The following is a 13,277-nucleotide window of genomic DNA, read 5'->3' as shown; positions in this document are numbered from 1 at the left end:
TGTGTCCCCACGACCACGAACCTGTCCTCGCCCGGCCACGTCCGCCGCCACGGTGCCCCTGGCCTCGTCCCTGCACCCCGGCGGGGCATGCACGCCCCCTTGCTCGCGGTGCTCGCCCTCCTCTCGGCCAGTGGAGACCCTCCCCGATTCACGGCCATGACCTACAACGTCCTCTACGAGGCACCCGCGTCGGACGTGGAGAAGTCGCTAGATGTCATCGAGAAGGAGAAGCCCGACCTGCTCTGCCTGCGCGAACTCACACCGGGCTTCGCCCGCGCCTTCCGCGAGCGCCTCGCCAAGGAGTACCCCCACACCGTGTTCGCGCCGCGCACGGGCACCTGGGGCGTGGGCCTCGCCAGCCGCCATCCCCTGTCGCGCACCGAGCGCTTCCCCGAGAAGCCCCACCGTCTGCCCGCCCTGGAGGCCGAGATGAAGCTCGGCGGGCGCACGCTCAAGGCCGTGTGCGTGCACCTCATGGCGCCCGGGGCCCGGCACACCCGCTCCGAGGGGCTGCTCGAGTCCATGGAGAAGAACGAGAAGCTGCGCGCGCGGCAGGCACAGGAGCTGATGAAGCGCTACGCCAAGGAGAAGCGGCCCCTGCTGTTGCTCGGAGACATGAACGAGGGCCGGCGGGCCTCCGCGCTGAAGACGTTCACCGCCGCGGGCTTCGCCCACTCCTGTGACGGACCGGCCGCCTCCTGCGGCAGCACCTGGCCCGGGGCGAACACCGCCCTGCCCTCGGTGGTGGAGATCGATCACATCCTCGGACGAGGGCTCACCTTCTCCGAGGCCCGGGTGCTGCGCGAGGGAGGCTCGGACCACTACCCGGTCCGGGCGCTCGTCTCTTTTCCGAAGGAAGAACCCAAGGGATCCGGCAATCCGTGAGCCGCGAAAGCCGCAGTGCCCGGGCGCCGGAGCCCCCTGGGAAAGCGCTCACCGAACCCAACAAGACCTCTCGCTCGACTTGACTTGAGCGGTCAAGTACGCTGCCGTGCGTGGCAGCAGTCCAGCAAGGGGCGTCGCATGGCGGATGAAGAGCGCGGGAAGGACAGTGGGGAGGGGCCGTTCCTGCTCGGCAGGAGCTACGAGGAGGTGGGGCCGGATTTGGGCCGCCTCTACGAAGCGCGGCACGGGTGGACAGGCAGGGCGGCTCTGACGCTGCTGCCAGGAACAGGCGTGGAGTGGCGGCCCGAAGGAGCATGGGAGGTGCGGGTCTATTGTCGGCCAGCCACGTCCTCCATGTCATTGACGGTGGTGCGGTCGCCCGACTCGGCGCAGGTGTCGGAGCTGACGAACGTCTTCGTGCAGATGACCGCCGCCCTCACGCGTGTGGAGGGCAGCCCTCAGGTACAGGCCCACATCGCCCGAGGGGCCGTGCGCCCTTGGGGACGGTGGGCCGCGTGCGCCGCAGCGAGTGCCGCGGTGCTCGCGCTGGGTGTCTGGCTCCATGGGGTAGGTGGTTCGGGGCGATCAGAACTCGCCTCTTGGAACGAGGCAGGGAAGAGACCCTCTCAACTCGATGCGCCGGGATTGGCCAACACAGGTGCGCTCAAGGCAGCATCCATTGCCTATCCCCTCCCCTACGAACCTTTCCGCAATCAGGCGAAGGCTCCCTGTAGACCCGATCTGGATGAGATTGAAATCAACGGAGGATGCTGGGTGACGCTTGAGCGGCGCCCTCCCTGCACCGCCATCCAGGCCGAGTACCAGGGCAAATGCTACTTTCCTGTCTCGAAGGACCGAGGCCGTCCGCCGCAGTCCGCGAAACCGTGAACGACCCCTGGTAGCAAAGAGGCCCCAGCAAGGGTCACTCGTCGAGAAAGCGGCGCCACCAGCGGCGGGCCGTATCGGGAGGACAGTCCCGCCAGGACATGTGAGCAGGGAAGGAAAAGAGCCAGGGCTCGAGCACGCGCGCCAGCTCACGATAGCCAGGCAGCGTGTCGCCTTGGTGCAGGTCGCCCGCCTCGGGCCCGGGGCCCAGCGACACCAGGACTCGCCCGTCCTCGAGCGATTGCACGGTGGTGGAAGGGGAATGCAGCCGGGAACGGAGCGCCTCGGCACCGCCCACCTGGGACAACACCCCCGGGCCCAGGAAATTGAGCCAGTGCACGCCGTCAACGTGCATGCCCAGTTCCCGTTGGCCGTGTGTCACATCCAGGCCAGGGTAGCGCAGCGCCTCCTCATGGATGTCCTTCATCGAGGGCCCCCAGAGGTTGGGAGAGGAGAAAGCGAGCCCAGCGTGGCCCGAGGCATAGGGCAGCAGTTTGGCCAATGCCATCATCTCTTCCCGCATCCGCCCGGAACCACACGCCTCCAGGTATTCCGTGGGCCAGGAAAAGCTCACCAGACTCACCTGGTTCTTCGGAGGCACGCGCCACGACAGACGCGCCCAGTAGAAGAAGCCGTAGCCGGTGACGCCGTGCTCCTCGCTCGACAATTCCACCATCCGGTCGAACTGGTTCTTCATCTGCATCAAGCGGAGTTGCTCATCCGCCTCGTCATCGAGGAAATACTCCTCGTCCGAGGTGGAGAGCATCTGGCGGATGTTCGACCAGCTGTCCTCGTGTAAAGCAGCGGATTCGTACCCCAGAGAGTACTCCGAGAAGATCTTGGGCCCCGTCCCAACCGCGTCCAGGTACATATCTAGCGCACGCTGAATGGGAAGAGCGAGCGCATGATGATTGAACGGCAGGTATAGCACCAGCCGGACGACTTCTCTCCGCACGAGCACATCACCATCTGGACCCTGCTCATGGTGACGAATTCGAGGATAAGAGCTGTTCATCGGCTGATTCCAAGTTGAGGGGTCACGAGTGCACGAGGCGGCTCTCCAGGGAGCGAGTCATATTTGTCCAGCTTCTCCTGGAGGGTTCGCCTGTTTCTCCCCAGAGGATTGCTCTTCTTGAGGGAGGTACAAGGAAAGTAGAAATCGTATAGCAACTGAATCCGGTTGGCGTTCCGGATGAGGTGAATGACAAGATCCGGAACGAGAGACTCAAACCGCTCTTCCGTCAATGTATATGTTCCAGTGGAAGGATTCCGCCCGTAGCGTGGCTCGCGAGTAATGTGGTCCGAGAAGTCCCGGCCGAGTTCCCTCTCGACGCAGGCGAATGCCATGTCATGCTTCAAGGCCCCCAGTTGCATGGCCCGGGTGATGCTCTTCTTGCCCTCTTGGCTCACCACCCGGTCACACTCCCGATCATCCGGAAACTTGCCCTGGCCGTACTCGCGTTCATTGACCTGGAAGTCCGCATCCCTCGCGCACTGCACGAGCACGGCCTCCACTCGTGCAACCTCCGCCTCGTCCAGGAAGTCCTTGAGCGTGAGCAGTCCTCGCACTGCCTGAGTCGCCCTCACGACCACTGGCACTGAGGGAGCGAGGATTTCACCGCTGGCCGCCGGAGCCATGCACCCGGGGCTGAATGCACAGGACTGAGACTGGAGTGAAGGAACAAGCTCCGGCAGACCGAAAGCCCCCGTGGCACAACCCGAGGCCAGCAACAGTCCCGCCAGCGGCAGCATGGCCCCAGCAGACCTCCAACGAGCGCCACCCCGTAGTAGAGACACGAACCGTGCCACCGGCATACGACCTCCTGCTCCATGAGCGGACAACAATCCCGCTGGAAACGCCGCCCAGAAATGACTTCGGCCGAAGCGGCCAAGCACTTTACTAGTGTGAATCCCAAGGGGCAATGTGCAACACTCCAGCAAAAACCCTGTTCCAGGGAGGCGCTCTACTCGTCATGCTCCCGGACGACACAAATGAACGAGCACTACCCACGAGTACGCTACCCCGCGTGGCATGGCGGGCTGATGATTCGCGAGGGCATCCGCATCTGCCTCTACATGAATCATCCGCATGAAGAGATTGCCTCCAAGGTGGCAAGCTCGATGGAAACCTACCTGCGAGTCGTCGGGCCGAGCGCACCCTCATGGTCGCCCGATTACAATGGCGATTGGTGGGAATTGGATGACTCGGCGCGGAACAAGACCTAACGCGAGCTGAGAGATGAGCGCGCTCCAGGCGACCTCGTTTTCGCATGGTATGACAGCCCGAGTTCAGCCCGCGGCTACGAAGTCGAGTATTGCGGAAAGCTACTGGACAGCGTGGCTCGAAACGCCGTCAGTGCATTGTCCTTTTGGCTGCCCACCGAGTACCTGGAAGAAAAGGGACCAGAGCACGTGCGAGAACTCATGTGGGAACTCGCGGCGCCCCTTCCCTTCTGCTCTGGCCATGCGGGCCTCGCCTTCAACCACGTCGGCATTCCGAGAGAACTTTCATCCTTGCGCTTTCGCCACCCGGGACTGGACGACACCGACCTGAGCCATGTGTCCTGGAACATCGGCACACGGCTCCGCGGACCCGCATGGATGAACTTCCTGGGTGCCCCCGTCCTCGACGAACTGGGAGGACTCACTGGCCTGCGCTCCCGCTTCTCTTCTCAGGAGGTCCTCATCCAGGAGATGCCCGGCAACCGGGCTGTCGTCACCCTGGGCTCCTGGCCAGAAGCAGGTGACACCGAGCAGGGCCGGGACCTGCCCCTCTACCGCGAGTGGGCACGCGCACTGGAGCCCTGGCTCTACCAGGAGCCCGGCATTCACTACCCTATCGACGGAGAGGAGACCTTGCGCTGGGAGCGCCGCTTCCTCGACAAGTGACGTCGCGAGGCGGAGGGCCAGCCCCTACCCGGCCGGAGGCGCCTGTCCCGAACGCGCGCGGTGGGCCGACAGGAGCCGTGCGTACACCAGGTACACGACAATCGCCGCGTTGAGGAGCAGCACGATCGCCTTGCCCGCCCCCGGCTTGTGGATCAGCTCATAGACCTCGAAGGGCAGGAACAAGGACAAGCTGATCACGACGAGCCACTCCCCCCAGGGCTTCCCCAGCAGGAGCAAGAAGCCCTCGAGGCCCGTGGTGAGCCCGTCCAGCCAGGCCACCAGGGCGCTGCGTTCGATCACCCGCTCCGTCAGGTGGGTGTGGATCCACTCGCCGAGCCGCACCAGGAAGGGCCGCGCCTCGACGAACTCGTACGCGACGTGTTGCCCGAACGAATAGGCGGCCTCCGGATCGGCCGTGAACCAGAGCGCCAACCCGATCATCAAGAAGGCCTTCACGAACTTGTAGGCGATGATCAGCCGCATTCCGAACGTTCGCGGTACCCTTGGGTTCGAGTCCGTCCCATTGCGCTCTGTCGTCACCCGCTCACCCCCCGAAATGTGTCGGACACTTCATAGCCGAGAGCGTCCCCCCGGGGACCCCTCTGCCCATCCCCATGCGTCGCCGCGGGAAAAACCGTACACTCGCTCGAAGCGGAGGTCATCTCCGGGGGGACGGGGCGCCGCCCGCGCACCGAGATTCGAATTCAGGAGACACCCATGTCGCGCTTCAAGGTAGGGACGTTCAACGTGCTCAATCTCGCCCTGCCGGGGCAGGTGACCTATCCGAACGACAGACCGTTCAGCAAGGAGGAGTACGCGGAGAAGATCGCCTGGATTGGCGGTCAGCTGCGGAGGATGGATGCCGAGATCGTCGGCTTCCAGGAGGTGTGGCATCTGGATGCGCTGAAGGACGCCGTCCAGGCGGGAGCACCCGGGGCAGCCCCCTTCCACGTGATGGTCGCGGCCCAGGAGCAGAAAACCCCCCAGGTGGGACTGGCCACCTCACTGGAAGTCGTCCGGACGATCACGCACCACGATTTTCCAGACGGCTTCACACTCACCGTCTCCGGGATTCCCGACCCCATCAAGTCGTTCTCCCGACCGGTGTTGCAGGCCGACCTGAAACTGCCGGAGGGCCACGAGCTGAGCGTGCTCGTCGCGCATCTCAAGTCCAAGCGCCCATTGCTGGACGAGGGGGCGGAGTCGGACGCCAAGAACATCGCCCTGGGCAGCGCGCGCTCCCTCATGGTCCGCTCCGCCGAGGCCTACGCCCTGCGCTGCATCCTGCTCAAGCTGATGGAGGGGACCCAGCGGCCCGTGGTCCTGCTCGGAGACCTGAACGACTCCGCCTTGTCCGTGACGACGGTGATCGTCTCGGGCACGCCTCCCGTCCATTACCTGCCCCATGACGAGAAGCAGGCCATCTGGGATGTGCTGCTCTACAACGCCTTCGACATCCAGGCGCGGCAGAACACCCGGCGGGATGTCAGCTACAGCCACATCTACAACGGCTATTACGACACCCTGGATCAAATCTACGTCTCCCAGGAGTTCAGCCGGCTCAATCCCAGACGGTTGGGCGAGGTGGAGTACGTCCACTACTTCAATGACCACCTCGTCGACCGGACCTTGAGCCGGGAACGGCCCGACCGCATCCAGTCCGACCACGGCCAGGTGGTGGCCACCCTCCGCGTGACGGAGCCACCCCCCCGCCGCGGCTCATAGAAGGTCACCTCCCGGTGCCGGATGGCCTCAGCGAGCCGGGCGCTCGATGCGGCCGTCCGCGTGCCGCGCGAACCGGCCCTCCTCGCGCGGGTGCACCGGATCGTCCTTCCCGAACGGCCAGCCGCCAAAGCGCGTGCGCTGGTAGTCGTTGAACGCCTGCTGGATCTCCGCGCGGGTGTTCATCACGAAGGGGCCGTACTGCACGACGGGCTGCCCGATGGGACGCCCCTGCAACATCAGCACCTCCACCGCGCCGCCCACGGCCTCGAGCCGCAGCGCGACCTCGCTCTGCACGGCCAATATCTGGTGCTCACGGAAGACCTGGTCCGCGACCTTCACCGCGTCGCCCTCGAAGAAGTACAGCGTACGATGGGCGCGCGGATTCTTCGCGGGCGGAAGGGTCCACGTCGCGCCGGGCTCGAGCCGCACGGTCCAGATGGCCACGTCGGTGTCCGGACGCGAGGCCCACGAGCGGGGCGGTGGCGGCGGCGCGCGCCGGCCCTCGAGCTCCCCCGCGGCGACCGTCACCTCGGTGCGCCGGCCCGCCGCGTCGGTGAACGAGAGGCGGGGAATGTCCTGGCTCCAGAGCATCGAGAAGTGGGGCGGCGCGTGCTTGTCCTCGGCCGGCAGGTTCAGCCAGATCTGGAACAGCTCGGTGGGGTTGGGCTCGCCCTTCTTCACGAGCGGGAACATCTCCGAGTGCACGATGCCCGCGCCCGCGGTCAACCACTGCACGTCGCCGTGGCCGAAGCGCGCGGTGGCGCCGAGCGAGTCCGAGTGGTCGATGAGCCCGTTGCGCACCAGCGTCACCGTCTCGAAGCCGCGGTGCGGGTGCCCGGGGAAGCCCGGCACCTGCTCACCGTGGTACATGCGCCAGCCGTCCTTCCCCTCGAAGTCCTGGCCCAGGTTGCGGCCGTCGAGCGAGGCCTCCGGTCCCAGGTGCTCGTTGCCAGCGGGGTAGTGGTCGTCATGGTGCACGCAGAACAGGAACGGATCCGCGGTCACCCAGGGGGGCGAACCAAGGGGCAGGGTCTGGAGGATGGAGCTCTTCATGGCGGGGCCTCGTATCACGGGCTTTGTCTCATCTGATGCGGCCCGCCCCTGGTTGATTCGGGGCGGGCATCCACCAGACCCTGGGCCCTCCTGGCTGGCTCCCCTTCAGGAGGGGGTCTCGGGTGAGGCCCCGCGCTCAATCCAGCAGGGAGCGAACGACGAAGGTCGCATACAGGGGCGGTGCATTGCCGAGCTGGCCGAAGGCGTTGTCGCCCCAGGTCCACACGGAGCCATCGTCGCGCACCGCCAGCGAGAAGGCACCGCCCGCGGCCACGGCCACCACCCCGCTCAAGCCCTGTACCCGCGTGGGCGCGAGGCGTCTGTCCAAGGTGCCCTCCCCCAACTGCCCCCGGGCGTTCTGGCCCCAGGCCCACACGTCCCCCTCGAGGCTCAGCGCCAGCGAGTGGCCATTGCCCGCGGCCACGGCCACCACCTCGCCCGCTCCCTGCACCCGCATCGGCACCAGGCGGGAGGTCGTGGAACCATCCCCCAGTTGTCCGGAGGAGTTGTCGCCCCAGGCCCACGGCGAGCCGTCGGAGCCCACCGCCAGCGAGAGGCCAGGGGCCGCGGCCACGGCCTTGCCCGCGGCCGCCACTTCCACGGGCGCCGAGCGACTGGCCCGGGTGCCATCCCCGAGCTGGCCCTTGACGTTCTCCCCCCAGGCCCAGGTGGTGCCATCGGAGCGCACCGCCAACGAGTGGTTGCCGCCCGCGGCCACGGCCACCACCCCTTCCAGCCCCTTCACCGCCACCGGCTCGTAGCGGTAGGTCGTGGTGCCATCCCCCACCTGGCCGTTCAGGTTGTAACCCCAGGCCCACACGGTGCCATCGGCGAGCAGCGCCAGCGAGTGACTGCTGCCCGCGGCCACGGCTATCACCCCTCGCAGCCCTCGCACCTGTGCTGGCAGGGAGTGGCCGGCCCGGGTGCCATCCCCGAGTTGGCCAAAGGTGTTGTTACCCCAGGCGAACACGGTGCCATCGGCGAGCAGCGCCAGCGAGTGACCACTGCCCGCGGCCACGCCCACCACCTCTCTCGGCCCATCCACCCGCACGGGAACCGAGCTGTTGCGCGTGGAGCCATCCCCCAGCTGGCCATGGCTGTTGTTGCCCCAGGCCCACGCGGAGCCATCCGCGCTCACCGCCAGCGAGTGGAAGATGTTCGCGGCCACGCCCACCACTCCGCTCACCCCAGGCACCCGCGTCGGCACGGAGAGCTGGCCCGTGGTCCCATCTCCCCGCTGGCCTTCCACGTTGGAGCCCCAGGCCCACACGGTGCCGTCGTCGCGTACCGCCAGCGAGTGGTTGCTGCCCGCGGCCACGGCCAACACACCTTCCAGCCCTTGCACCCGCGCCGGCTCGGAGTTGTCGACCATGAAGCCATTGCCGAGCTGGCCATGGCCGTTGTAGCCCCAGGTCCACACGGTGCCGTCGGCGTACACCGCCAGCGAGTGGTTGTCGCCCGCGACCACGGCCACGCTCCCGCGCACCTCCGGGACCCGCCCCGGAATCGACAGCAACGGTGTGGTGCTGGCAATGCCGAGCTGGCCATAGCTGTTGTCCCCCCAGGCCCACACGGTGCCATCCGCGCTCACCGCCAGCGAGTGGTTGGAGCCCGCGGACACGGCCACCCCTCCCGTCACCCGGAGCACCTGCACCGGCTCGGAAGAGTTGAAGTCGCTCTTGTTGCCCAGCTGGCCATAGCTGTTGTCCCCCCAGGCCCACAGGGTGCCGTCGGAGCGTACCGCCAGCGAGTGGCCGCCCCCCGCGGACACGGCCTCCACCCCGCTCAAGCCAGGCACCTGCACCGGCCCGGCGCGGTTGTCGAGGGAGCCGTCTCCCAACTGGCCGGAGGAATTGTTGCCCCAGGCCCACACGGTGCCGTCGGAGCGCACCGCCAGCGAGTGGTACCCACCCGCGGCCACGGCCACCACCCCACCCAACCCTTGCACCCGCACCGGCTCGGCATGGTTGGCGAGGGAGCCGTCCCCCAACTGGCCGGAGGAGTTGTCCCCCCAGGCCCACACGGTGCCGTCGGAGCGCAGCGCCAACGAGTGCCCGCCCCCCGCGGACACGGCCACCACCCCGCTCAAGCCGAGCACCCGCACCGGTACCCGGCGAAGGGTCGTGGTTCCATCTCCCAATTGGCCGGCGGAGTTGCCGCCCACGGCCCAGACCGTGCCATCCTGGCGCACGGACAGGGAATGAGTGCTTCCCGCCGCGACACGGGCCGGCGCCCGCGCGGCCCGCAGGGCAGAGGCGCGCATCCCCTGCTCACCTGGAACACTTCCAGACTGCCCACAGCCAGCCAGGAGCAAGATTCCAAACCAGACACCCCACAGCAGTCTATTCAGGCTCCACCCCGTGCTGCTCCGCATTCAAGACCTCCAGGTCGAAGTGCTCTCCAGGGACGGAAGAGACGGCCCACGTCCTAGGTGAAATCGATTATCAAAGTCAATTTCATGAAAGGACGAAACGTCGGCCCGGCGCGGATTCCAGGCGGGTGGTGAAGAGCGGTGGTGAAAATCTTCCGCGAGCGGACGAGGCATCGAAGCCCAGCCGACCTGTCTGTGCATCTCCCTCTCGATTCTCGCTTCTCGAGAGCGACCAGGCCGCGCGAGGGGACCGCCCGCTTACCAGGCGATGCGCCTGGGGTTGGAAGCCAGACGTGCATCACCACCCTGGTTGAAAGGGCTCACTCTATTCACGAAGGGAAACCCAACAAGACATGAACCTCGAGCTGCTCCTGACACACGCGGACGACCATCACCCGACCCTGGAGGAAGGGCTCCCACTCGAATCGGCGTTGAACCCGCCCAGGCCCGGCGCCAACGAGATGCCGACACACCTATGGGACTCGGGCGGAGATCCCAACGCGCTGCCCGCGCAGCGCTGGGGCGTGGTGGCGCCGGAGGGACCGGCCGGGGACCGGCTGTTGGTTCTCATCAAGCGCCTGCGCGAGCAGCGCCAGGAAGACCAGGGAGGAGAGCCCGTTCGCGTCTACCGGGCACCACCGGACCTGGACACCCGCATGACGCATGAATGGAAGAAGCGCGTGCTCCAGGACGAAAAGGTCGCGGAGGCGAAGAGGCCCCGCTACCTGCTCATGCTCGGAGACCTGGATCAGCTCTCACTCGAGATGCAGCAACTCCTCGGCGGTGATGGCTTCATCGGGCGGCTCGCGTTCTCCCGGGACGAAGACTACGAGGCGTATGTGGAGAAGGTGCTGCGCTGGGAGAAGAAACCCTCCACCACGCAGGCGCGCGCTCTCTTCTATACCGTGCATGACGGAACCCGGGCGACGAGCGTGGGCTACCAGGGGCTCATCCTGCCCAGCCTCGAGAGCTGCCGAGAGAGCCAGGAACTGGGGGACTTCCCGGTGAGGGAGCTCCTGGAGCTCGGGAAGGGGGAGGACGGGTCCGGCAACAGGCTGCTGGAGCAAGCGGCCTCGCCGGAGCCGAGCGTGCTGTTCTCCCTGAGTCACGGGCTGGGCGCGCCAAGCCAGGGATGGAAGTCCGTGGACGAGCAGCACAGGCGCCAGGGAGCCATGAGCCTGGGAGCCCGACAGACGCTGGACGCCTCGGCCCTGGCGAACCGGCCCTTCCTCCCCGGTGGCCTCTGGTTCTATCTGGCCTGCTTCAGCGCGGGGACGCCCTCGCGGAGCGCCTTCCATCCATGGCTGTCCCAGCTGCGTGACGCCGGCCAGTTCGCGGGGGAGTTGGATCGGCTGCTCGCATCGCTGCCTCGCTTGGGAGAGCGGCCCTTCGTCGCCGCGATGCCCAAGGCGGTGCTCGCCAATCCCCAGGGACCCCTGGCCGTCATGGGCCACATGGATCTGGCCTGGTCGTACAGCTTCCAGGACCTGGGCACGACAGCGAGGAACCGCCCCTCCCGCTTCCAGGGTCTGTTGCGCTCCCTGGTGTCCGGGCGCCGTGCCGGGGTCGGACTGAGCGCGCTGTCGCGCTTCTTCACGGACGCGAACACCGAGCTCACCTCTCTCTACGAGTTGCAGGAGGAAGCCCAGCTCTCGGGCCGCACGAATCCGGTGAACCGCATCCAGCGGGCGCACCTGTGGATGCTGCGCCAGGATCTCGCCGGCTATGTCCTGCTGGGGGATCCCGCTGTCCAGCTTCCCGTCTCCACCGCGAAGGCACTCGAGCAGGCACGGCCCGCCTCGGCCCAGCAACTCGCCGCTTCGTTGTTCGGCAGGCCGGTGGAGGTCGCGGAGCCCCATCCCAGCGCCGAGAAGATGGCGGAGGCGGTGCTCGCACTGCTCTCGGGCTCGGAGCCGCGAGCCATCGCGGAACGACTGCGCGTCCCCCTCGAGCAACTGCGCCACTGGGAGCAGGTCTACAAGGAGGCCGGGCAGGCCGCGTTGGACCGGCTGCGCTCGCGAGGCTGAACTGCAAGTGGATCACACCAGAGCCATCTTCTTCACGGGGCCTTGATATGCGGACAGTCATTCTGAGCGACCTGCACCTGGGCAATGGACAGGGCTACGACATCTTCGCGGGAGAGACGGCGCTGCCCGCGTTCCTCGACTCGCTCGCCGGCTCCCCCACCCGGGTGGTGCTGAACGGAGACACGGTCGACTTCCTGATGAACGAGGATCCGCTCGAACTCCAGGTGGAGCGGGCGGTGCGGCAGGCACGGGCGCTCGTCTCCGAGCCCTCCACCGCGGTGGTATTCGCCTCGCTGGGGCGTCTGCTGGCCGCGGACGGGGAGGTCATCGTGCGTCTGGGCAACCACGACATCGAACTGGCCCTGGACGAGGTCCAGGCCGTGTTGCGCGAGGCGCTGCGCCAGCCACCGGAGATCGCCGCCAGGCTCCTGTTCAACCGTGGGGACGCGCCAGAGCTGCTCGACGTGGGCGGGGCGCGGTTGCTGCTCACCCATGGTGACCACGGGGACAACTGGAACAAGGTGGAGTACGCCCACCTGCCCGGGCCCGGCGCTCCGGCCGGCGCGCGAGCCGCGGATTACAAATACTCCGCCGGCTCCGTGCTGGTGAAGAAGCTGCTCAACCCGCTCAAGCGGCTGTATGGGATGCGCTTCGCGGATCTGCTGGTGCCGGACTTCCAGGGCGCGCTGCTGGCGGCGCTGGCGGTCAATCCCTCGGCGGTGAGGCTGCTGTTCCAGAACACCACCTTCGACATCCTCTGGCAGTTGTTCCGCAAGTCGCGGATGCCGCTCACCTTCGAGCCCAACACGCCGGGCGAGGAGGACCTGGGGCTGGCCCGCAGGCTGGACGAGGCGGGTCTCACCGACGAGGAGCGGCGAGAGCTGGAGGAAGTGATGGGCCCCTCCCCCGTGAGCTTCGGTGGGGACGACGCGGAGCTGAGCCAACGGACTCGCATCAAGCTGGCCCGCACCGCCCTGGGCGCCTACGCACGCCTGCAGCGGCTCATCGTGGGCCAGAGCGGCGAGCGCTACCTCAGCCTGAAGCCCACCGAGGCGGAGACGAAGGACGCCCAGCGTCTGGCGAAGAAGTTCAAGGCGGGGGCGGTCATCATCGGTCACACCCACGCGGCGCGCTGGAAGCAGGACGCCGGGGTGCTCCACGCGAACTCTGGCAGTTGGATCTGGCTGATGCGGCTGCCCTCGCCGGAGGCGCCCGACTCGGACTGGGCCGACTTCCTCGAGGAATTGCGGACCAACCCCGGGTTGGAGCCCCAGCGGCAGCGGCTGGCGAAGCTGGAGACACGGTTCACCGCGGTGATCGCCGAGCCCCATCCGGACGGTGGGGCAGTGGTGTCGCTGGTGGAATGGCTGCCCTCGCGAGGAGCGGTCCGGCAGTTGGCCACCACGCATGTGGCGGCCGTGGCCTGAGGAGCACGCGCGGCC

At 67.2% G+C, this 13,277-nt stretch carries 12 protein-coding genes; 7 read left to right on the top strand and 5 right to left on the bottom strand.

The window, feature by feature from the left end; translation table 11 throughout:
- Positions 1–87: 87 nt before the first annotated feature.
- Together F0U63_RS11225 and F0U63_RS11220 are read left to right on the top strand one after the other, a co-directional pair.
- Positions 88–885 carry an endonuclease/exonuclease/phosphatase family protein gene (locus tag F0U63_RS11225; RefSeq protein WP_395845884.1) on the top strand — a complete coding sequence of 266 codons (798 nt, stop codon included), beginning with the start codon at positions 88–90 and terminating at the stop codon, positions 883–885.
- A gap of 138 nt (positions 886–1,023) precedes the next feature.
- Entirely contained in the window at positions 1,024–1,773 is a 750-nt protein-coding gene (locus F0U63_RS11220; protein ID WP_395845883.1) for a hypothetical protein, read from the top strand.
- Between the two features lie 34 nt (positions 1,774–1,807).
- Here F0U63_RS11220 and F0U63_RS11215 read toward each other — a convergent pair whose 3' ends face one another.
- Together F0U63_RS11215 and F0U63_RS11210 are read right to left on the bottom strand one after the other, a co-directional pair.
- Complete coding sequence (locus tag F0U63_RS11215) at positions 1,808–2,785, bottom strand: type VI immunity family protein (protein WP_395845882.1); 978 nt, start codon at positions 2,783–2,785, stop codon at positions 1,808–1,810.
- On the bottom strand, positions 2,782–3,522 hold the full coding sequence (locus tag F0U63_RS11210; protein ID WP_395845881.1) for a hypothetical protein: 741 nt from the start codon (positions 3,520–3,522) through the stop codon (positions 2,782–2,784). Before F0U63_RS11210 ends, F0U63_RS11215 begins: the two co-directional genes overlap by 4 nt.
- 240 nt (positions 3,523–3,762) lie before the next feature.
- On the opposite strand from F0U63_RS11210, the gene F0U63_RS11205 reads away from it, so the two are divergent.
- Together F0U63_RS11205 and F0U63_RS11200 are read left to right on the top strand one after the other, a co-directional pair.
- Positions 3,763–3,996 (top strand): hypothetical protein, encoded by a 234-nt coding sequence (locus F0U63_RS11205; RefSeq protein ID WP_395845880.1) that lies wholly within the window; start codon positions 3,763–3,765, stop codon positions 3,994–3,996.
- A gap of 6 nt (positions 3,997–4,002) precedes the next feature.
- Complete coding sequence (locus F0U63_RS11200; RefSeq protein ID WP_395848355.1) at positions 4,003–4,659, top strand: type VI immunity family protein; 657 nt, start codon at positions 4,003–4,005, stop codon at positions 4,657–4,659.
- Positions 4,660–4,683: 24 nt separating this feature from the next.
- Here F0U63_RS11200 and F0U63_RS11195 read toward each other — a convergent pair whose 3' ends face one another.
- Positions 4,684–5,142: a DUF2127 domain-containing protein gene (locus F0U63_RS11195; protein ID WP_395845879.1), complete on the bottom strand. Its 459-nt coding sequence runs from the start codon at positions 5,140–5,142 to the stop codon at positions 4,684–4,686.
- Between the two features lie 234 nt (positions 5,143–5,376).
- On the opposite strand from F0U63_RS11195, the gene F0U63_RS11190 reads away from it, so the two are divergent.
- Positions 5,377–6,384: an endonuclease/exonuclease/phosphatase family protein gene (locus tag F0U63_RS11190; protein WP_395845878.1), complete on the top strand. Its 1,008-nt coding sequence runs from the start codon at positions 5,377–5,379 to the stop codon at positions 6,382–6,384.
- 27 nt (positions 6,385–6,411) lie between these two features.
- Here the strand turns inward: F0U63_RS11190 and F0U63_RS11185 are convergent, their stop codons facing one another.
- Both F0U63_RS11185 and F0U63_RS11180 read right to left on the bottom strand, forming a co-directional pair.
- Positions 6,412–7,437 (bottom strand): pirin family protein, encoded by a 1,026-nt coding sequence (locus tag F0U63_RS11185; protein ID WP_395845877.1) that lies wholly within the window; start codon positions 7,435–7,437, stop codon positions 6,412–6,414.
- A 136-nt stretch (positions 7,438–7,573) separates the two neighbouring features.
- Positions 7,574–9,700 carry an RCC1 repeat-containing protein gene (locus F0U63_RS11180; protein WP_395845876.1) on the bottom strand — a complete coding sequence of 709 codons (2,127 nt, stop codon included), beginning with the start codon at positions 9,698–9,700 and terminating at the stop codon, positions 7,574–7,576.
- A gap of 461 nt (positions 9,701–10,161) precedes the next feature.
- Here F0U63_RS11180 and F0U63_RS11175 point away from each other — a divergent pair, with 461 nt between their 5' ends.
- Both F0U63_RS11175 and F0U63_RS11170 read left to right on the top strand, forming a co-directional pair.
- Positions 10,162–11,835: a hypothetical protein gene (locus tag F0U63_RS11175; RefSeq protein ID WP_395845875.1), complete on the top strand. Its 1,674-nt coding sequence runs from the start codon at positions 10,162–10,164 to the stop codon at positions 11,833–11,835.
- A gap of 47 nt (positions 11,836–11,882) precedes the next feature.
- Positions 11,883–13,262: a hypothetical protein gene (locus tag F0U63_RS11170; RefSeq protein ID WP_395845874.1), complete on the top strand. Its 1,380-nt coding sequence runs from the start codon at positions 11,883–11,885 to the stop codon at positions 13,260–13,262.
- Positions 13,263–13,277 lie beyond the last annotated feature (15 nt).

The sequence above is a fragment of the Cystobacter fuscus genome (assembly GCF_044360685.1).
GTDB lineage: Bacteria > Myxococcota > Myxococcia > Myxococcales > Myxococcaceae > Cystobacter > Cystobacter fuscus_C.
Note: the sequence above shows the minus strand (reverse complement) of the source record. Positions and strands in the feature narration are given on the sequence as shown.

Bases quoted from the DNA above. Each gene is read 5' to 3' on its own strand.
- F0U63_RS11225 (WP_395845884.1), top strand. From the start codon at position 88: ATGCACGCCCCCTTGCTCGCGGTGCTCGCCCTCCTCTCGGCCAGTGGA.
- F0U63_RS11220 (WP_395845883.1), top strand. From the start codon at position 1,024: ATGGCGGATGAAGAGCGCGGGAAGGACAGTGGGGAGGGGCCGTTCCTG.
- F0U63_RS11215 (WP_395845882.1), bottom strand. From the start codon at position 2,785: ATGAACAGCTCTTATCCTCGAATTCGTCACCATGAGCAGGGTCCAGAT.
- F0U63_RS11210 (WP_395845881.1), bottom strand. From the start codon at position 3,522: ATGCTGCCGCTGGCGGGACTGTTGCTGGCCTCGGGTTGTGCCACGGGG.
- F0U63_RS11205 (WP_395845880.1), top strand. From the start codon at position 3,763: ATGAACGAGCACTACCCACGAGTACGCTACCCCGCGTGGCATGGCGGG.
- F0U63_RS11195 (WP_395845879.1), bottom strand. From the start codon at position 5,142: ATGCGGCTGATCATCGCCTACAAGTTCGTGAAGGCCTTCTTGATGATC.
- F0U63_RS11190 (WP_395845878.1), top strand. From the start codon at position 5,377: ATGTCGCGCTTCAAGGTAGGGACGTTCAACGTGCTCAATCTCGCCCTG.
- F0U63_RS11185 (WP_395845877.1), bottom strand. From the start codon at position 7,437: ATGAAGAGCTCCATCCTCCAGACCCTGCCCCTTGGTTCGCCCCCCTGG.
- F0U63_RS11180 (WP_395845876.1), bottom strand. From the start codon at position 9,700: ATGCGCGCCTCTGCCCTGCGGGCCGCGCGGGCGCCGGCCCGTGTCGCG.
- F0U63_RS11175 (WP_395845875.1), top strand. From the start codon at position 10,162: ATGAACCTCGAGCTGCTCCTGACACACGCGGACGACCATCACCCGACC.
- F0U63_RS11170 (WP_395845874.1), top strand. From the start codon at position 11,883: ATGCGGACAGTCATTCTGAGCGACCTGCACCTGGGCAATGGACAGGGC.